Raw genomic sequence first — 19,511 nt, 5'->3', positions numbered from 1 at the left:
TCCGCCAGCGGACTTAGCTGATTTCACGGCAAGCGCGGTATACATCGTTCCAGCCGTCGCGTTCCTTGACCACGGTTTCGAGGTATTCCTGCCAGACCACCTTGTCCTGCACCGGGTCCTTGATCACTGCGCCGAGCAGGCCGGCGGCCAGGTCGGCGGCAGTCAGGCTGCCGTCGCCGAAATGGGCCGACAGCGCCAGGCCATGGCCGACCACCGAAATCGCCTCGGCAGTGGACAGGGTGCCGGTCGGGCTCTTGAGCCGGGTCTTGCCGTCGGCGGTGGCGCCGCTGCGCAGTTCGCGGAATACCGTGACCACGCGGCGGATCTGTTCGAGCGCCGGCGGCTCGGCCGGCAGTTCGAGCGTGCGGGTAAGCGAGGCCACCCGTTGCTGCACGATCTCGACTTCGCTCTCCAGGCTGTCCGGCAGCGGCAGCACCACGGTATTGAAGCGGCGCTTCAAGGCGCTCGACAGCTCGTTGACGCCTTTGTCGCGGTTGTTGGCGGTGGCGATCAGGTTAAAGCCCTTGGCGGCCTGGACTTCGATATTGAGTTCAGGCACCGGCAGGGTCTTTTCCGACAGCACGGTAATCAGCGTGTCCTGCACATCGGCCGGCACCCGGGTCAGCTCTTCGAGCCGCACCAGCCGGCCTTCGCGCATGCCGCGCATCAGCGGGCTTTCCACCAGCGCGGCCGGGCTTGGGCCTTCGGCGAGCAGACGGGCGTAGTTCCAGCCGTAACGCATCGCTTCTTCGGAGGTGCCGGCCGTGCCCTGGATCAGCAGGGTGGAGTCGCCGGCGATCGCGGCGGCCAGATGTTCCGAGACCCAGCTCTTGGCCGTGCCGGGCACGCCGTACAGCAGCAGGGCGCGATCGGTGGCCAGCGTGGCGACGGCGATTTCCATCAGGCGGCGCTCGCCGATGTATTTGGGGCTGATCTCGAAACCGTTGTCGAGCCTGCCGCCCAGCAGATAGGTCACGACGGCCCAGGGCGACAGCTTCCAGTTCGGTGGCCGTGGCCGTTCGTCGCGGCGGGCCAGTTCGGCCAGTTCTTCGGCATAGAGCTGTTCGGCGTGTTGACGCAAAACCTCAGTCATCGTGGGCTCTCAAGTAGGGGTTCAGGAAAGGCGGCGGCAAACTGGCTGCGCAGATTGGCGCTGCTGAGCAGCGGCTCGAGCAGAAGGTCGAGCGACTGGCGCGTTTCGGGCGGCATCGCCGCAACGCGCGCCAAGACGCAGTGCGGTTCGAGCCGGGCCGACAGATGTTCGAACAGGGCAAGGAGCCGGTACTGGCCACCTTGCTGCTCGATATCCGTGCTGGTCAGATTGAGCAGCACATCGAGCATCAGCTCGCTGAGCGGGCGGTCCCAGTCGTGGCGGTAGGCGTAGACCACCGGCCGGACATGCTTGAGCGTGGCGCGCCGGCTGGTCGGCGTGGCGCTCAGCACGCGCTGGAGATAGACGTACTGCGTGGCGGCGTCCTGGAGCCCGAACAGCTCGGCCCAGTGTTCATCCTGCGCCAGCAGCAACTCGGCCATCTCGGCGTCCTGATGGAGCAAGGCGGCATTGGCCAGGGCGATCTGCAGGGTCTGCTGCCATTCGGTGGCGCTGGCGAGCTGATACAGACTGGCGCGATCGAGCCCGAGCCGGCGGCAGAGCACGGCAGGCGCGAGCAGGCTGAGCGCCTGTTGCAGCCACCAGGCCCGTTCGCCGCTGCTGCTGGGCGCCAGCTCCTCGACCCCATCGCGGCACAGATCGGCCGGGCAGGCGCTGGGCAATTCGACCAGCAATTGGTGCGTGTCCGGGTCGTAGCGAAGCCAGTGGCCGACACGCTCGAGCATTCGGCGCTGCCAGGCCGAATCGGGCAGCCGGGCCAGCAGTTGCACGACGGTCGTCCGCACGGCTCGCGAGCGGTCGCCGAGTGATTTCTCCAGCAACGTCTCGTCGTCGGGACCCAGTGCCACCGCCAGGCCGCCCAGCAGGATTTCCCGGGTCTCGGCCCGCTCCTGCGTCAGCACCGCAGCCAGTGCTTCCCGGGCGGCGGCCGGATCGTGCCGACGGGCCTGTTGCAGCCAGGCCAGCCGCTGCTGCGGGGTGCCCTGACGCCACAGCGTCTCGTCGCCGACATCGATCGAGTCGGGCACGGCCGCTTCGCTCAGCCAGCTTCCGGCCTGATGGTATTGCGCCAGCCAGCGGCTGTGCTGACCGAGCACGGGCAGCAGCAACGGTCGCAGCGAGCGGTCCTGCCGGCCCAGCTCAAGCAATTTGGACAGGGAGTCGGTTGCGGCCAGCAGGCCGCGCCGGGTCGCCTGGTCGATCCATTGCTCCAGCAGATCGCGCCGCTTGAGGTGCAATAGCTGCTGCAGCAGCGACTGGGCCGCTGCACTGGCCTCAGGCAGGTTCTCGTCGGGCGCGCCGGCCGGTTCGGCGCCTTGGTGCCGCTGTGGCTGGCTCAGGGCGTCGAGATAGCCGCGGCTCAATACGGCCGCGTCGAGCAGCGCCCGTTCGGCGGCACGCTGGGGGTCGCCGAGCAGTTCCGCCAGTTCAGCGGGCGCTGGCGGCAAGGGCTGACGGCCGGCACCGACCAGGGCCTGTACGGTCAGTTGTTGCCAGTAATCATTGACGTTCATACCTCATCCTCGCTGAGGCCGAACCAGCCCTGCGCTTCGCGGCTGGACAGCGGGCGGAAGGCTTCGCCGTCCCATTCGCCGCTTATCCATAGGCGACGGCCCCGGCTGCGCACCAGTAAATGCCAGGGATTGCGGTTCCACGGCAAAGCCAGTGGCAGCAACTGACCCTGGCGGTCACGCAGCGACCAGATGCCATCCTGCTCGACCGGGGTGGCTTCGAGGCAATAGGCGCGACGCCGCAACCAGGGCAGGGCGCTGCGCTGGCTGGCGAAATCGCCATGGATGGTGGCGGCATCGTCGCCGTCAGGCAGGGGGGCAGAGTGGGAAGAAAGGCTGTTGGCCTGTTTGAGCACGGCACGCAGCGGTACGGCGCTGGGCGCAAAGACCAGTTCGGCATCGAGCCACTGTCCGGGCGGCCAGCCTGGCGCGAGCGACTGCGACAGCGGGGCGAAATCGAGCAGCAGCGCCAGCCGGCCATCGGCATGACGCAGCCAGGTGCGGCGCTCGCGCACGATTTCCTGTTGCTCGATCCGGCTGCCCAGCACCAGCCAATGACCGCGCTCGCCGTCCTGGCTGCTCAGCGCCTGCACATCGAGCGGCCAGCCGATCTGCTGGCGTATATCGTGGTGCAGCGCTTCGGGTAGTTGATCGAGACGCGAGTAGGCTTCGAGCAGCAGATGCAGCCGGCTGAGCGCCGTCAGCAGCGCGGCTTGCCAGTCGGGTCGGCTGAACGATTCGGGCAGCGCCCGCACCAGGGCGGCCAGGCCCGGCGCCTGAGCGTCGATCAGCCGGGCGGCGGCATCGTCCCAGTAGGCGTAGCGCTGGTTGCGCGCCTGGGCAAAGCCGGTGCGGACCAAGTCGTCGAGCCAGACACGGAATTCCTCGATACCGCGTTCGACCCGCTCTTCGCGCTGCTGCTGGCGCTTTTGCTGCGCGGCCGGGTCGACCGGCTGCTGCGCCTTGGCCTGGCGCGCTTCGGCGCGCTGGCTGCGGCCGGCCAGCCAACTGCTGACCCAGTCGGGCTGCTCGCCCTGGCCGAAATGGCTGCGGTCGCGGCTATGCAGCAGCATCAGCGCGAGACCATGTTTGCAGGGAAATTTGCGTGAAGGACAGGAGCAGCGGAAGGTCGGGCCATCGAGGGCGACCTGGGTCTGGTAGGGGTTTTTGCCGCTGCCTTGGCATTCGCCCCAGACGGCGGCGCTGTCATAACCCAGGGTTTGCCATTTATCGCGCCGGGCGAGTCCTTCGCCGGCCTTGGCCGAAGCGCTGTCGGGCGCGAGTTCGAGTATCTGTTGGGAAGTCAGGTCAGTCACGGCGGGCTCGTTGGCGATGACCGCTGCATTATATCCACCGGCTTGCGCTGACCCAGGAAATCTCGGTGGGCCGGCAAAACTACCGTACAACGTTCAGCTTGCATTCAGTGCCTTGCCGCGAAACTGGCCCCATCGCAAACCGAGATACCAGGAAAGGAACGACGATGGTCAAGCAATTACTGCTGCTAGCTCTGTTGGCCGGCGCGCCGCTCGCCCAGGCCGGCGATTCGGGCCGGGCCGTCGCCGGGGGTGCCCTGGGTGGTGCACTCGGTGCGGCCATCGGTCATCAGATCGATGGGCGTGACGGCGCCATTATCGGTGGTGCGGTCGGTGGCGCGATCGGTGCGGCGGCAGCTTCCCGCCACCATCACCATTCGGGCGACCGTACCGTGGTGCGCGAAACCGTCTATCTGGCGCCGACCGAGCGGGTGATCTACGTGGATGACCGCTCGCCCCAAGTGATCGTCGAGCCGCCGCCCCGGCCCATCTATGTCCAACCGCCGCCGCCGCGCGTGATCTACATCGAAGAACGCGGACGCGGACATCGCCACCATCATCGGCATCACCGGCATCACCGTCATGGTCATGGTTATGACCGGTATGACCGCTACGACCGTCGCTAGAACGGCAATCTCCCGCAACGGACAGGCAGTGGCGCTGCCTTAGCCGGGGCTCCCTTACCCCGGTTCCTCATACCCCGCTTTGGCGGGGTATTTTTAATGGTAGGGTTCGAGGCTCAATGGAAATTTTTCTGTCCATTTATCTACGGAATTGGAGACGCAAATGGACGAAAAGCATGTTTATCTGCTGCGTACCCTTCCCACCGCCTCCAACCACCCCCGATAAAGCATCTGGCGCGATTCGGCCGGCATGGTCGGCTCAAAGCGCTGCTGGCGGGTCCACAGGCCGGCCAGCTCGTCGAGATCGCGGTAAAGCCCGGCGCCCAGCCCTGCCAGATAGGCGGCCCCGAGTGCCGTGGTCTCGGTGATAGACGGTCGCTCGACCGGGGTGGCCAGCAGGTCGGCCAGGAACTGCATTACCCAGTCGTTGCCCGCCATCCCGCCGTCGATACGCAGTGCCGCCGGCAGTTGCGCCCCATCGGCCCGCATGGCTTCGAGCAGGTCGCGGGTCTGGTAGCAGACCGATTCGAGTGCGGCGCGGACGATTTCGCCGATGCCCGAATCGCGCGTCAGCCCGATGATGGCGCCGCGGGCACGCGGGTCCCAATACGGTGCGCCGAGTCCGGTAAAGGCCGGTACCAGATAGACGCCGTGGGTCGAGTCGATAGCGCGGGCCCATTGTTCGGATTCGGCTGCGCTGCCGATCAGCTTCACTGCGTCGCGCAGCCATTGCACCGCCGCGCCGGCGATAAAGATGCTGCCTTCGAGCGCATAGGTGGAGCGACCATTGAGCCGGTAGGCAAGCGTGGCGAGCAGGCGGTTTTTCGAGTGGACGATCTGCTCGCCGGTGTTCATCACCATAAAGCAGCCGGTGCCATAGGTGGACTTGACCATCCCAGGGCTGAAGCAAGCCTGGCCGACCGTGGCCGCCTGCTGGTCGCCAGCGACGCCACGGATCGGCAGGGCACGGCCAAACAGCGCCGGATCGGTCGTGCCATAGTCGGCGGCACAGTCGCGGATCTCGGGCAGCAGGGCGCGCGGAATCTGGAAAAAGGCCAGCAGATCGTTATCCCAGTCGCTCCGGCTCAGGTTGTAGAGCAGGGTGCGCGAGGCATTGGTGGCGTCGGTGGCATGGACCCGGCCGCCGGTCAGGCGCCAGATCAGCCAGCTGTCGATGGTGCCGAACGCCAGTTCGCCCCGTTGGGCGGCGGCCCGGGCCCCGGGGATATGTTCGAGCAGCCAGGCGATCTTGGTGGCAGAGAAGTAAGGATCGAGCAATAGCCCGGTTTTCTGCGACAGCCACGATTCGATGTCATGGCTATGGCGGGCGCGACACCAGTCGGCGGTGCGGCGGTCCTGCCAGACGATGGCATGGTGGATCGGCCGGCCGCTGGCCCGTTCCCAGATCACCGTGGTTTCGCGCTGGTTGGTGACGCCGACTGCGGCGACATCGCCGTCGTATTGGGCCAGCGCTTCGTGGCAGACCGTCAGCGTGTCCTGCCAGATCTGTTCGGCGTCGTGCTCGACCCAGCCATCCTGCGGATAGTGCTGGGTCAATTCGCGCTGTGCCCGCGCCAGCACCTGGCCGGCACGGTCGAACAGCATGGCGCGGCTGCTGGTCGTTCCCTGATCGATGGCAAGAATCGCTTGTGGCATTGTCGTCCCCTGTTGTTGCGTGCGTTGCGCAGCATACACCAGCCGCTCTTGAGCGCTTGCTTGGGCTCGGCTAAGTTGCGGCCACGGAGGAACCATGACGGACGACGTTTACGATTTGCTGGTGGTCGGTGGCGGCATCAACGGCGTGGGCATCGCCAACCACGCGGCCCAGGCCGGGCAGAAGGTGCTGCTGGTGGAACAGGACGATCTGGCGGCGGCGACCTCGTCGGCCTCGTCCAAGCTGATCCATGGCGGCCTGCGCTATCTGGAGCACTATGAATTCCGGCTGGTGCGCGAGGCGCTGGGCGAGCGTGAAGTGCTGCTGGAGATGGCGCCGCATCTGGTGCGCCCGATGACGTTCGTGTTGCCGCACCATCCGGGTCTGCGGCCGACCTGGCTGATCCGGCTCGGTCTGTTCTTCTATGACCATCTGGGCGGCCGGCGCCGTCTGCCGGGCTCGCATGGCTTGAATCTGCGCCGGCATCCGTATGGCGAGCCGCTACAGCCGCAGTTCCGCCGGGGGTTTTCCTATGCCGACTGCTGGGTGGACGATGCCCGGCTGGTGGTGGCCAATGCGCTGCAATTGCGTGAACTGGGCGGGGAGGTGCTGACCCGTACCCGGCTTGACACCGCCTGGCGCGACGCCGACGGCTGGTGGGCCGAGCTGGCCGGTCCGACCGAAGCCCGGCGGGTACGTGCCAAGGTGCTGGTCAATGCCGCCGGCCCCTGGGTCGAACAACTGCTGAAACAGCGGTTGCAACTGGGCGCCCGCGATGCGGTGCGGCTGGTCAAGGGCAGCCATATCGTGGTGCCGCGTCTGCATGAGGGGCAGCAGGCTTATATCCTTCAGCACGCCGATAACCGCATCGTCTTCGTGCTGCCCTACGAAAACGACTACAGCCTGATCGGCACCACCGATGTGCCCTACGACGGCGACCCGCGCCGGGCGGCGATCGAGCAGGATGAGGTGGCCTATCTGTGCGAGCTGGTCAGCGAGTATTTCGCCCGGCCGGTGCAACCGAGCGATGTGGTGTGGCACTACGCCGGGGTGCGGCCGCTTTACGACGATCAGAGCGACGACCCGTCCGCCGTCACGCGCGACTATGTGCTGCGGCTCGATCGCGACGGCGCGCCGGTCCTGTCGGTGTTCGGCGGCAAGCTCACCACCTATCGGCAACTGGCACTGGCGGCCTTGCTCGAACTACAGCCATTCCTGCCCTTGCAACCGCTGGCAGCCAAGCCGCCGCCCCTGCCCGGCGGCGATCTGCCCGAAGCCGATTTCGAGGCTTTTCTGACCACGGTGCGTCAGCGTTACGCCGCGCTCGATCCCGCGCTGCTGGGCCGCCTGGCCCGCCAGTTCGGCAGCCGGATCGACCGGGTGCTCGACGGTGTCAGCGAGACGGCCGATCTTGGCCAGCACTATGGGGCGGGGCTGTATCAGTGCGAACTCGACTATCTGGTGGCGCAGGAATGGGCTACCAGCGCTGACGATGTGCTGTGGCGCCGTACCAAGCGCGGTCTGCATATGACGGCAGCGCAGCGGGCAGCCGTGGCACGCTGGTTTAACGAGCGGTAGAGGCGGCTCGGTCCGCTGTGTGCCCTCCAGACTGGATCGTGGGCTGGTGTATAAGCGGACAGAATACTGATTAAATATATGTGCAAATCTTCTGCAAGATAGATAGCGGAAAAAATCAATAATATAAAATAAAAAGCAAACCGCCTGTCTCCCTCTCCCTCCTCTCCCACCCAACCTCCCCACCCGATTTTTCCGCCCCCAACTGCCGAACCCCCACGGCCTGGGCTTGCCCAAGACTCGTCGATGAGCGGCCCCGCGCCGTTTCGTGAAACTCGGCGTCAGCGGGGCCGGATACCGCGCGTCAGCTGGAGGTCGAGCCAGCAGCATTGCTGCTGACTTCGATTGAAAGGGAAATGCGCCAGCCGTGACCTGGAGGCGGCGTGGGATATGGCTGAGCCGGGTTTTGTTAGCAGGGGAAAGCTGTGGCTGAGCTGACGAGTGGTGGGAGGAGAAGTCGGAAGTCGGTTTTGTTGGCGACCGTCTGTCAGAAGAAAAAGCAGATGAACGGAGCCTCTTGTCGAAAATCAACCGTTTTTTCTGGAAACCGCAACGGATGTGGTAGTACTTTTGCACAAATATTTATATTCATGCCAGCTGAAGCATCGGTGGAAACTGATGAAAAATTTACTTTGCCAAATTTCCAGCCATTTCCCAATGATAGCTACCTGAAGCCGTGCCTAGGCGGAGCGTAGGGGCCGATGGACTGGGAGTTCTACGAGTTGTCCCCCTATTAACAGGGGCTTATCGTCGCCCTGTACCGTTTAATCGTGATTTGCTTCATTTCGTCGCAGCCTGCTTGCTCGTACTGGGCACTGCGTCAGACTCGTTCGCTGGAAACTGCTGTGCTGGCGGGTTTCAGCCGATCGATTGAGGAGAAACTGCATGTCCCGTTTTACCCTGCGTCCGTGCGCCGCCCTGCTGTTTGGCCTGCTGGCGCTCAATGCCTTTGCCGGTGAAGGCAAACCTGCCCCGGCTGCTGTGGCCACTGCTCCGGTCGCCTCGATGCCCAACGTACCGTCGGCGGCCAGGGACAACAGCAATCTCAAGCCGTTCTCCGAGGTCATCCGCGATGCGCAGCGCCAAAACGGTCTCTTTCCGATCTGGCGGCAAAACGACAAGGTATGGCTGGAGATTCCGGCCGATCGGCTCGATCAGCCGTTCTTCTTCACTTTCAACCGCGTGCGCGGCATTGGCGAGCGCGGTATCTACGGTGGTCAGATGGGCGCGTCCTATGTGGCCTCGTTCAAGCGTATCGGCGACCGTATCCAGCTGATCGCCCATAACCAGACCTATACCGCCAAGCCCGGCACCCCGGCCGCCCATGCTGTCGCCGAAGGCTTCTCCGACAGCCTGTTGGGTTCGACCACCGTGGTGAGCCAGGCCCACCCCGAGCGCAAGGCCATCCTGATCGATGCCAACCAGTTGCTGCTGGCCGATATCCCGATGGGCGCCACGGCGCTCGAAATGGCCTTCCGCCTGCCTTACAGCTTCGATCCACGTCAAAGCTCGATCGGCAAGACCCGCGCCGATGGCGATATCAGCGCCTTGCAGGTAACGGCCCACTACAACCTGATGAAACTGCCGCTGCCAAGTGGGGTTTCCTCGTCGGGCTCGCCGCAGGCGGTGCTGCCTTCGGTGCTGGAAGACCCGCGCAGCCTGTTCCTCGGTTATCACTACAGCTTTGCCCGCCTGCCCGAGCCGATGGCGGCCCGGGTGGCCGATGACCGGGTCGGCCATTTCATCAGCACGCGCTGGGATTACAGCGACGACCTGTCGTTCAAGCCGCGCGTCCACCTGGTCAACCGCTGGCGCCTGGAGAAAAAAGACCCGACGGCCGCGCTGTCCGAAGCCAAGCAGCCCATCGTCTACTGGCTGGACAAGAATATTCCCGTGAAATACCGCCAATCGGTGCGCGAAGGCGTGCTGGCCTGGAACCAGGCGTTTGAGAAGATTGGCATCAAGAACGCCGTGGTGGTGAAACAGCAGGAGGACGACGCCGATTTCGACACGGCCGAAGCCCACCGGGCCTCGATCCGTTGGTTCGTCGGCACCGATGTCGGCTTTGCCATCGGCCCGAGCCATGTCGACCCGCGTACCGGCGAGATTCTCGATGCCGATATCGGCATGTCCGATGTGTTCACCCGTGGCTCACGACGCCAGTTCGTCGATGACCTGCCGCGTGCCATGACGGGCAACCGGCACGACGCCTACTGCCAGTACGCCCATCTGGCGGCCTCCGAGATGCATTTCTCGCTCGATATGCTGGAAGCGCGCGGCGATATCCGCCCCGACAGCCCCGAAGCCGAGAAATTCGTCAGCGATGTGGTACGCGACGTGATCATGCACGAGGTCGGCCATACCCTGGGTCTGCGCCATAACTTCCGTGCCTCGACCGTCTATACCCCGGCGCAGCTGGCCAATACCCATTTCACCCATAACCACGGCGTGGCCGGCTCGGTGATGGATTACTCGCCGACCAATCTGGCACTCAAGGGGGAATCGCAGGGCGCCTATAACATGCAGACGCTCGGCCCCTACGACTACTGGGCAATCGAATACGCCTACAAGCCGATCACACCGGAGAAGGAAGAAGCCGAGCTGGCCAAGATCCTGGCCCGCTCGACCGACCCGGTGCTGGCCTTTGCCAGCGACGAAGAAGCGTATGAAGGGGCCGACCCGGAAGCGAGCGTGTTCGACCTGGGCAGCGATCCGCTCAACTACTTCGAGCGCCGTATCCGCTTGAGCCGCGAACTGTGGCAGCGGCTCGAATCGCGTCAGTTGGCGCCGGGCCAGTCCTACGCCGCGCTGCGCAACAGCTTCGAGTCAAGCCTGCGTCAGGTGCGCAGCGCCACGTCGGTCGGCCTCAAGTACATCGGCGGTGTGCGCCAACTGCGTGACCACGCCGGTTCGGGCCGGCTGCCGCTGACCCCGGTGCCGGCCGATACCCAGCGTCGGGCCCTGAAGCTGCTGACCGGTCAGTTGTTCGCGCCCGACAGCTTCCGCCTGTCGCCCGACCTGCTGCGCCGGATGACGCCCGACCGGCTCGAATACTTCGGCCCGGCCCGTCAGCCGACCGAGTTGAACCTCAACGATCAGGTGCTGGGCGTGCAACGTGGCGTGCTCGACCGGCTCTATAACGATCAGGTGGCGACGCGGATTCTGGAGCACAGCAATAAGGTCGAACGCGGTGGTCAGGCATTCCGGCTGTCCGAGCTGTACGACACGCTGCAAGCGGCAATCTGGCAGGAAGCCCGTTCGGGCGGCGAGGCCGATCTGGGCCGGCGCAATCTGCAACGTGAGCAGGTGCGGCAACTGGTCAATCTGATGACCCGGCCGTCGTCGCAGACCCCGGCCGATGCCCGTGCCCTGGCACGCGACAATGCGCGCGAACTGAGCGGCTGGTTGCAGACCGCCCTCAACAAGCCGCGTCTGAGCAAGGAAACCCGGGCCCATTACGCCGATACCCTGGCCATGTTGAACGAAGCAATGAAGGCGAGCTATACCCGTAGCGGCACCTGAAGCAAGCGGCTTATTCAATTGAAAAGGGCGACTCCGATGAGTCGCCCTTTTTTCTTTGGGGCAGATTGTCGGCTTGGCGTTTGATCGGGCTTTATTAGAGGTTTTGCTGAGGAATCCGCCGATAGGAATATCGAGCCGGATCGGAACTGGGCTTTATATTATTTTTCGACTCAGAAACAGGCGGGTTTTTGTTTGAGCGGACATTTGCCCAATTTTTCCACTTGGTCCAGACTTGGCCGTCTGTTTTTAATCTGATCGGGCTGGACTGCCAGAGCAGATTGCCCCGACTATGGCTTATTGATTGCCACTTCAGTATGGCCAGGAATAAGCATAGAGATGAAACTCTGCCTGGTGCAGGATGGGGCGGCGCAATGTCGATTGCACCCTGGCTGTCTAGGCTTTTGTTTTTGATAAATGTGACATCTGTGACATATGCCATTCGATTTTGCCGCTCCCGTCCTGCTGCCATCCCAGTCCTCGGCTGGCTATTTCTCCGATCCCCCAAAAAATCGAAATATCAAAAATGAAATGCCGGGCCAGCCGTGGCCGCCGGCCGGGCTGTTGCGCCGTATCCCAGGCAGATAGCGGCTTCTAGCCCGACACGGTGGGTGAGGATCGAGCCAGGCCGCACAAATACTTAAAGATTCTTTTCAAGGAATCTCGATTCTCACTGCCAGGGGGCCGCTATAGAATTTTCTCTCCCTAGTAAGCACAACAAACAAATAGGTAGGAGGACTTGTAATGGAAAACAAATGTGTCTTGATCGTTGACGAGACCATGCCCTTGGGAGCCATTGCAAACACGGCGGCAGTGCTTTCCGCAACGATCGGCAAGCTGCGTCCGGAAATGATCGGTCGTGACCTGCCAGATAGTAACGGTTTCATGCATCAGGGCATTACCACGATGCCGATTCCCATCCTGAAGGGGAACGGCCCGCTGCTCAAACGCATGCGCAGTCAGCTCAAGGAATTCGAGCCCGATCTGCTGGTAGTGGATGTGATTAGTGCTACCCGGACCACGAAATCCTACGAGGAATACGCGGAAGTCCTCAAGGAATCACCCGAAGAAGAAATTGAATATTTCGGTCTGGCGCTGTTTGGCGAAAAAAAGCTCGTCACCAGCCTGACAGGCAGCCTGGGCCTGCTTCGGTAAACCACTAAACCATTCCGTTTCATAAGGCCGATGGCACGGCCGCCACTTAAAATGGAGATGCCAAATATGGGAGAAATGACCTTGAATGTTCAGTCGGGTACGGCACGGCAAACCAAGCGCGGTCCGCGTTATCTGATTCCGGAAATGGAATACGATTACGACCACCCGAAGGTTGTTTTCTGGACCAAACACTTTATGGACGAGGCGCAGAAGCGCAACGTCTTCACCAATATCCACGCCACCGTGGCGGCCCGTCGTTCGCAGATCGCCGCTGAAACCATGGCGACTGCCTGGTACGACTTCACCCGCTTTGTGCCGGTATTCCTGACCAAGGCCGTGGCCCTGACCGACGATCCGGAACGGCAGCATCACCTGATCCAGATCGCCTACGACGAGCTGGGCGGCCGCGACAAGGCGTTTATCCACTCGAATCTGTTCCTCGAAGCGATCGAAGAAATCGATATCGGTCTGGTGGCCGGCTCGACCGGTTCGTCGATCAAGGAAATCCTGCGTGTTCTCGACCGCACCCTGGTCAGCACCCAGAGCCAGTATGGCATCGTGGGTCTGCTGATGAGCTTCGAGATCATCGCGGAAGAGAATATCGAAACCCTGTTCGACGGTCTGTGCTACGCCGAAGGCTGTGCCGAGAAGCTGTCGGCGACGCCGTTCTTCAAGATCCACCGCGCCGACGAGACCGAGCATATCCGCCACTCGGTCGCCAACTTCCTGCGCTTCTGCCAGACCGACACCCAGCGCGAAGAATTCAAGCGCTCCTTCGACGAAGGCATCGACTTCTGGCACCGCTTCTGGGACCAGTGCGCTCGCCTGATCAATCTGGAAGCCGATCTGCGCGCCTGCGCCTGATCGTCCTGCCATCCACTTAAGCAGTCTTGATCCGTTGTCTCCGGGCCGCCGTTTGGCGGTCGCGGAGGCCGGAGCCTGCCTGCGCGACGGGAGAAAAAAACACATGAAGACCGTGGTATTTATCGAAACCAACTTCAGCGGCCTCGATGCGATCCGCTACTGCACCGAGAAAGGCTATCGGGCAGTGCTGGTCACGGATAGCTTCGAGCGCTTCCGCAAGTGGTTCCCGGCCTCGTGCCTGTACAAGCTCGACCTGGCCCATATGGTGATCCAGGTGAAGAACTCCAACGATTTCGACGAAGTGCGGCAGACCCTGCAAGAAAAGCTGGAGTCGATCGATGCGCTGCTGACGTTTGCCGAGATCCGTACCAAGGTCGCCGCCCGGCTGTGCAAGGCATTCGGCCTGCGTGGCGCCAATCTCGAAGCGATCGAGATTGCCCAGGACAAGCACCGCTTCCGTCAGGTGCTGCTCGAGCGCGGCGCCGATACGGTCAAGAGCCGCCGGATCGAACATATCAGCGAGCTGGCCACCTTGCGTGACCAGATCGAATACCCCTGCTTCCTGAAGCCGCTGCAAGGCCATTCGAGCATCGGCGCCGTGGTGTGCGAAGACGCCTCCAAGGTCGATGCCATCGTGGCGAGCCTGAGCGGGATCAGCGAAGACTGGATCTCCTCGGCCTTCGTGGTGGAAGACTATCTGAAAGGCCAGCTGGTCAGCGTGGAAATGCTGACCACCGGTCCGGGTCAGCATCAGGTGGTCGGTGTGGCCGACCGCGATGTGATCAAGGACAGTATCGAAGTGGGTTCGTCCTTCCCGCTGCTGAACGAACATCGCGAAGCCGTGGTGCGCAAGGCCAGCCAGGCGCTCGATGCCATCGGCTACCACTTCGGCCCGAGCCATACCGAAATCATTCTGACCGACAGCGGCCCGCATCTGGTCGAGGTCAATACCCGGGTGGGTGGCAGCGGCCATTCGGTGATGCTCGATCTGTCCACCGCCCGCTCCATCGTTGGCGACTGCATCGAACTGTGCCTGGGCAATCTGCCCGATACCAGCCCGCTCTACGGCATCAAGCAGGGTGCAGCCTGGAAGTGTTTCGTCAGCGATGCCGTCGGCACCATCACCCATCTGCCCACGCTCGAAGCGATCAAGCGCAATCCCGGCGTTGAAGAGGTGTGGCTGCACCACGAGCAAGGCGATGAGATCAAGGATCTCAATTCCAACTACAGCTGGATCGTGCAGGTGATGTGTACCGGCGCCGACCAACAGGAAGCCAAGCGTAACGCCGCCCGTGCCATCGATTTCGTGGCCGAGCATACGGTGATCGCATAAGGGGCCGCGCCATGTTCGAGATCAACAGGGGTCGGATCAACCTGCTGCTCAGTACCACGGCCTTTACCGTGTCTTCGGCGGGGTCGGTCCTGCTGCATATCGTCCTGGCCATGGCCATCTACGCGAAGACCGGGTCGGGTTTGATGACGTCCCTGTTTATCTCTCTGCAATGGCTGCCTGCGCTGCTGGTGGTGCTGTATCGCAGCGACTGGGAACACGGGATGAACCCGCGCGTGCGCTGGTATGTGCTGGATCTGGTGTCGGCCGTGCTGACGCTGCCCATCCTGTTCCTGGTCGTGGGCGAGCATTACCTGCCGGTGGTGCTGCTGTTGCTGGTGCGCGGGCTGGTCGACCATGTCAACCGGATCAATAAGACCGTGGCGGCCCGGGCGCTGTTTCCCAAGGAAAAGGTCACCCATTACGCCTCGTTCCTGCAAACGGGCTACCACTTCGGCATCGGTCTGGCGGCCATCGTCGGCATCTTTCTGGCGAGCCGGGTCGATATCCGCCTGGTGGTGCTGATCGATGCGCTGACCTTCGTGCTGTCGGCGGCGCTGGTGTACTTCACCCGCTGCGTCGAGCAGGTCGACTACCAGAGCACGGCGCCGCGCAAATCGCTGGCCAGCCGGATCGCCGAATACCGCGATGCCCTGGCCGGTGACCGCCGCCTGCTGGTGTGCGCCATGCTGATGCCGCTGACGGCCACCTTCTTCCAGGGCTCGTACAGTGTGCTGCAACCGATTTTCCCGGTGCAGAAGCTCGGTCTTGGCGCGGCTGCAGTATCGGCCTCCTATGTGTTGGCCAGCCTGGCCATCATCGCCGGCTCGTCGTCGTTCTCCTTCTTCTGCAAGAAGTACCGGCTGTTCGAGCGCGCCTTTGTGCATACCCGGGTGCTGGTGGCTGCGCTGTCACTGCTGGCGGCGGCGTTCTACCTGGCGTCGGTATGGACTGCCGACCCGATCGTCAGCGCGGTGGCCTTCACCTTGATGATCGTGCTGTTCGAGTTTGTCTGGATGATGGGTTACGGCGGCACGGTGGCGTATGCCCCCAAGGGGCAACTGGGTTCGGTATTCGGCATCTCGTTCGCCATCGGTTGTTTCCTGGCCAGTCTGCTGGCGGCCGGGGTGGGCATGCTGCTCGATTACCTAGGCAATGATTTTGTGCAGTTGGTCGGCCTGTTGATGGCCCTGTTCCTGTCGGTGGTGGCGTTTGCGGTGATGGGCGAGAAACGCGAGACGGCAGCGTATTCGGACGGCACATCGAGCTAGTGCGTCCGAGTCTTTGGCGCGGCTGGCCGCCCGATGGCCACCGCGCAAAAACATCAAAGTTGAATACGAGGAGGTTGTAGATATGGCTAAGAACTGGATTCGCCAGGAACTGTGCGAACTGACCGAAGAGAACCTGAACCTGCTGCTGGAGTTCAAGATCCCCGGGATCATCGTGGAGAACTTCCTGCCGCCCGAGACCTGCGAACTGGTGGCCGAGCGGCTGCGGGCGATGAGCTTCGAGAACTACAGCCATCTGAAGGATATCCCGGTCCACCATGTCGGCGTCTGCCACAACCAGTGGGCCCATGACGACAAGTCGATCTATTTCGACAAGATCGACCAGGCCAAGGAAGTCATCGACAGCATCTACCGTGGCCTCGACATCAACCCGGTCGATATGGTGATGAATGCGGTGGCAAGCCAGGCCAAGCGCACTGCTGGTCTGTTCGAAGAGCCCGGTTTCGGCAGTTACTTCGCCGGGGCCTTCCGCAGCTTCCGTGGTCATGGCCGTCTGCATGCCGACCATGCGCCGAGCCATATCCGCCAGCCGTGGGCAGTGACCGAGATCAGCCGTCAGATGACCTGGAATATCTACTACAGCATGCTCAACAGCGGCGGCGAGCTGGTGATTTACGACACCATCCATACGGCCGAGAACGACAGCATGAAGGTGCCGGGCCAGTACTACTTCCCCTACGAAGTGCTCGAAGGTCCGGAGCATATCCGGGTCACGCCCAAGGTCGGTGATCTGATCATGTTCAATACGCAGAACTTCCACGAGATTCTCGGCAATACCGATGGCTACCGGATTTCCCAGACCTCGTTCATCGGTCTGAAGAAGGACGGCAGCCTCGGCTTCTGGTCCTGATCCTGCTCTGACTGCATTGGCCGGCGGCGCGGCCGCCGGCACTTTCCGCTCCCATATAGAAGAATTAGAAGGTTTAGTGATGTCTGCTCGTCGATTCGAACGGCTGCTGTGCGTAGCGGCCACCCTGTCCTGCATGGCCGCGGCCCAGGCCGATGGCAATACCCTGGTCTATTGCTCCGAAGGCAATCCGGAGTCGCTCAATCCGCAACGTATCCTGTCGGGTACGGCGCGCAATGCGACCACTACCACCATCTACGACCGCCTGGTGGATTTCCAGCCCGGTACGACCAAGGTGGTGCCGGCACTGGCCGAGAGCTGGACGGTGTCGCCTGATCAGAAGACCTATGAATTCACCCTGCGCCGTGGCGTGAAGTTCCATAGCACGGCCTTCTTCAAGCCGAGCCGCGACTTCAACGCCGACGATGTGCTGTTCTCGTTCAACCGTCAGCTCAAGACCGACCATCCCTTCCATATGGTTGGCGGCGGCAACTACCAGTACTTCCAGGGCATGGGGATGGACAAGCTGATCGTCTCGATCAGCCGCGTTGACGACTACAAGATCCGCATCGTGCTCAACAAGCCCGAAGCGCCGTTCCTGGCCAATCTGGCCATGCCGTTCATGTCGATCCTGTCGGCCGAGTACGGTGCCCAGCTGCAACAGGCCGGCCGTGCGGCGGATATCGATATGCAGGCGATCGGCACCGGCCCCTATGCCTTCAAGAGCTATCAGCAAGACAGCACCATCCGCTATGTTGCCCACCCGCAGCACTGGCGCGGCAAGCCGCAGGTGCAGAACCTGGTGTTTGCCATCACGCCGGATGCGAGCGTCCGGCTGCAAAAGCTGCGCAAGGGCGAATGCCAGATCGCCGTGTCGCCCGCGCCGGCCGATCTGCCGCTGATCAAGCAGGACCAGCGGCTGGTGCTGGCCGAGCAGGATGGCATGAACATCGGTTATCTGGCGATGAACGTGGAAAAGCCGCCGTTCAACAACCCGCTGGTGCGGCGCGCCATCGCCCATGCGCTCAACAAGCAGTCCTATATCGACGCGATCTATCTGGGCAATGCGCGTCAGGCGATCAATCCCTATCCGTCCACCATGTGGGCCTACAACGACCAGGTGCGCACCTATTCCTACGACCCGGCCAAGGCCAAGGCACTGCTGGCACAGGCGGGCTTCAAGGATGGTTTCCGCACCACCTTGTGGACCCTGCCGGTCAGTCGTCCCTACAACCCCAATGGCCGCAAGATGGGCGAGATGATGCAGGCCGATCTGGCCAAGGTCGGGATCAAGGTCGAGCTGACCAGCTACGACTGGGGCACCTACCTCGACAAGGTCAAGCGCGGCGAGCATGAAATGGTGCAGCTTGGCTGGACTGGCGATAACGGCGACCCGGACAACTTCCTCTACACCCTGCTGAGCTGTGATTCGGTGACGCGCGGCTCGAACAACTCGCGCTACTGCAAGGGTGATTTCAATGCCCTGATCAGCAAGGCCCGCACCACCGACGATCTGGCGGCACGGACCGAGATGTACCGCAAGGCACTGGCCGTGCTGAGCGAGGATGTGCCCATCGTGCCGATCGCCCATTCGAAGGTGTTCCGGGCGCTGAGTTCGCGGGTGGTGGGTTACAAGATGAATCCGTTCGATATGGATTACTTCTCCGCCCTGGGTCTGAAAGACCGCTGAGAGCCGCCTTGCCATGGATAGCTTGACCAAACTGGGCGGACTGCTCTGCACCCTGTTGGGCATCACCCTGATCGCCTTTTTCGTGGTCAGGGCGGCGCCGGGCGATCCGGTGCTGCTGATGATCGGTGAACGTGGTGCCGATCCGCAGCAGTACCGCCAGGCCGTGAGCCGCCTGGGACTCGATCAGCCGCTGGCTGCCCAGTACGCCGGTTTCGTCAGCCGGGCGAGCCAGGGCGATCTGGGCAATTCGATCGTCACGGGCCGGCCGGTCGGCACCGAGTTGCTGGCGCGCTGGCCGGCCAGTATCGAGCTTGGCGTGGCGGCGATTCTGCTGGCACTGCTGGTGGGAATTCCGGTCGGGGTGCTGGCGGCGATCAACCGTAACGGGGTGTTCGACTATCTGGTAACGGCCGGTTCGCTGGCCGGCTACTCGATGCCGATCTTCTGGCTCGGATTGCTGCTGATCCTGACTTTCTCACTGGCACTGGGGCTGACCCCGGTGTCGGGCCGGCTCGACATCCTGTACGAGGTGGCCCCGGTCACCGGCTTTATGATGGTGGACACCCTGCTTCCGGCCGTGCGGCGCGAATATGGTCTCGAAGCCTTTATCAGTGCCTTGCACCACCTGGTGCTGCCGGCACTGACCATGGCAGCGGTGCCGATCGCGGTGTTTGCCCGCATGACCCGGGCCAGCATGGTCGATGTGCTGTCGGAGGACTATATCCGTACCGCCCGTGCCAAGGGGCTGGCCGAGTCGCGGGTGATCTGGCTCCATGCGCTGCGCAATGCCCTGCTGCCGATCATCACGGTGGGTGGACTGTTCTTTGTCAGCGCCGCCGTGGCCGGCGCCATCCTGACCGAGAGCATCTTCGGCTGGCCCGGTATCGGCAGCTATATCGTGACCAGCGTCTATGCCCGCGACTACCCGGTGATCCAGGGCAGCGTGCTGATGATCGGGCTGTTGGTGGTGCTGATCAATGCGGCCGTGGACCTGCTCTACCGCGCCGCCAATCCGAGAATGCGAGCCTGA

General features: G+C 62.9%; 14 protein-coding genes. 10 read left to right on the top strand and 4 right to left on the bottom strand.

The genetic code is table 11. The features are described from left to right. Positions 1-13 precede the first annotated feature (13 nt). Genes ACFOW7_RS13275 through ACFOW7_RS13265 form a run of 3 tightly spaced genes read right to left on the bottom strand, consistent with a single transcriptional unit; the run spans position 14 to position 3,938 of the window. Entirely contained in the window at positions 14-1,093 is a 1,080-nt protein-coding gene (locus ACFOW7_RS13275; RefSeq protein ID WP_378165006.1) for an ATP-binding protein, read from the bottom strand. Continuing rightward, complete coding sequence (locus ACFOW7_RS13270) at positions 1,090-2,625, bottom strand: DUF5691 domain-containing protein (protein ID WP_378165004.1); 1,536 nt, start codon at positions 2,623-2,625, stop codon at positions 1,090-1,092. Before ACFOW7_RS13270 ends, ACFOW7_RS13275 begins: the two co-directional genes overlap by 4 nt. Next, positions 2,622-3,938, bottom strand: a complete 1,317-nt coding sequence (locus tag ACFOW7_RS13265) for an SWIM zinc finger family protein (RefSeq protein WP_378165002.1) — start codon at positions 3,936-3,938, stop codon at positions 2,622-2,624. Before ACFOW7_RS13265 ends, ACFOW7_RS13270 begins: the two co-directional genes overlap by 4 nt. Positions 3,939-4,102: 164 nt before the next feature. Between ACFOW7_RS13265 and ACFOW7_RS13260 the strand changes: the two genes are divergently transcribed. Then, a complete protein-coding gene (locus ACFOW7_RS13260) occupies positions 4,103-4,561 on the top strand; it encodes a glycine zipper 2TM domain-containing protein (RefSeq protein WP_378165000.1) in 459 nt (152 codons plus the stop codon). A 177-nt stretch (positions 4,562-4,738) separates the two neighbouring features. On the opposite strand, the gene glpK is transcribed toward ACFOW7_RS13260, so the two are convergent. Then, positions 4,739-6,214 carry a glycerol kinase GlpK gene (gene glpK / locus ACFOW7_RS13255; protein ID WP_378164998.1) on the bottom strand — a complete coding sequence of 492 codons (1,476 nt, stop codon included), beginning with the start codon at positions 6,212-6,214 and terminating at the stop codon, positions 4,739-4,741. A gap of 94 nt (positions 6,215-6,308) precedes the next feature. Here glpK and glpD point away from each other — a divergent pair, with 94 nt between their 5' ends. The 9 genes from glpD to ACFOW7_RS13210 all read left to right on the top strand — a co-directional run bounded on the left by glpD (position 6,309) and on the right by ACFOW7_RS13210 (position 19,511). Then, complete coding sequence (gene glpD, locus ACFOW7_RS13250) at positions 6,309-7,790, top strand: glycerol-3-phosphate dehydrogenase (RefSeq protein ID WP_378164996.1); 1,482 nt, start codon at positions 6,309-6,311, stop codon at positions 7,788-7,790. A gap of 882 nt (positions 7,791-8,672) precedes the next feature. After that, positions 8,673-11,309: a zinc-dependent metalloprotease gene (locus ACFOW7_RS13245; RefSeq protein WP_378164994.1), complete on the top strand. Its 2,637-nt coding sequence runs from the start codon at positions 8,673-8,675 to the stop codon at positions 11,307-11,309. A 741-nt stretch (positions 11,310-12,050) separates the two neighbouring features. Further along, complete coding sequence (locus tag ACFOW7_RS13240) at positions 12,051-12,461, top strand: DUF2000 domain-containing protein (protein WP_378164992.1); 411 nt, start codon at positions 12,051-12,053, stop codon at positions 12,459-12,461. Positions 12,462-12,536: 75 nt separating this feature from the next. Beyond that, positions 12,537-13,325, top strand: a complete 789-nt coding sequence (locus tag ACFOW7_RS13235; protein ID WP_378164990.1) for an iron-containing redox enzyme family protein — start codon at positions 12,537-12,539, stop codon at positions 13,323-13,325. A 103-nt stretch (positions 13,326-13,428) separates the two neighbouring features. Then, positions 13,429-14,658: an ATP-grasp domain-containing protein gene (locus tag ACFOW7_RS13230; RefSeq protein ID WP_378164988.1), complete on the top strand. Its 1,230-nt coding sequence runs from the start codon at positions 13,429-13,431 to the stop codon at positions 14,656-14,658. 11 nt (positions 14,659-14,669) lie between these two features. Then, positions 14,670-15,926, top strand: a complete 1,257-nt coding sequence (locus tag ACFOW7_RS13225; protein ID WP_378164986.1) for an MFS transporter — start codon at positions 14,670-14,672, stop codon at positions 15,924-15,926. 82 nt (positions 15,927-16,008) lie between these two features. Beyond that, positions 16,009-16,794, top strand: coding sequence for a 2OG-Fe(II)-dependent halogenase WelO5 family protein (locus tag ACFOW7_RS13220; protein WP_378164984.1), 786 nt, complete (start codon positions 16,009-16,011; stop codon positions 16,792-16,794). A gap of 79 nt (positions 16,795-16,873) precedes the next feature. Further along, positions 16,874-18,481: an ABC transporter substrate-binding protein gene (locus tag ACFOW7_RS13215; RefSeq protein WP_378164982.1), complete on the top strand. Its 1,608-nt coding sequence runs from the start codon at positions 16,874-16,876 to the stop codon at positions 18,479-18,481. Positions 18,482-18,494: 13 nt separating this feature from the next. After that, on the top strand, positions 18,495-19,511 hold the full coding sequence (locus ACFOW7_RS13210; RefSeq protein ID WP_378164980.1) for an ABC transporter permease: 1,017 nt from the start codon (positions 18,495-18,497) through the stop codon (positions 19,509-19,511).

The sequence above is a fragment of the Chitinimonas lacunae genome, from assembly GCF_042650885.1.
GTDB lineage: Bacteria > Pseudomonadota > Gammaproteobacteria > Burkholderiales > Chitinimonadaceae > Chitinimonas_A > Chitinimonas_A lacunae.
Note: the sequence above shows the minus strand (reverse complement) of the source record. Positions and strands in the feature narration are given on the sequence as shown.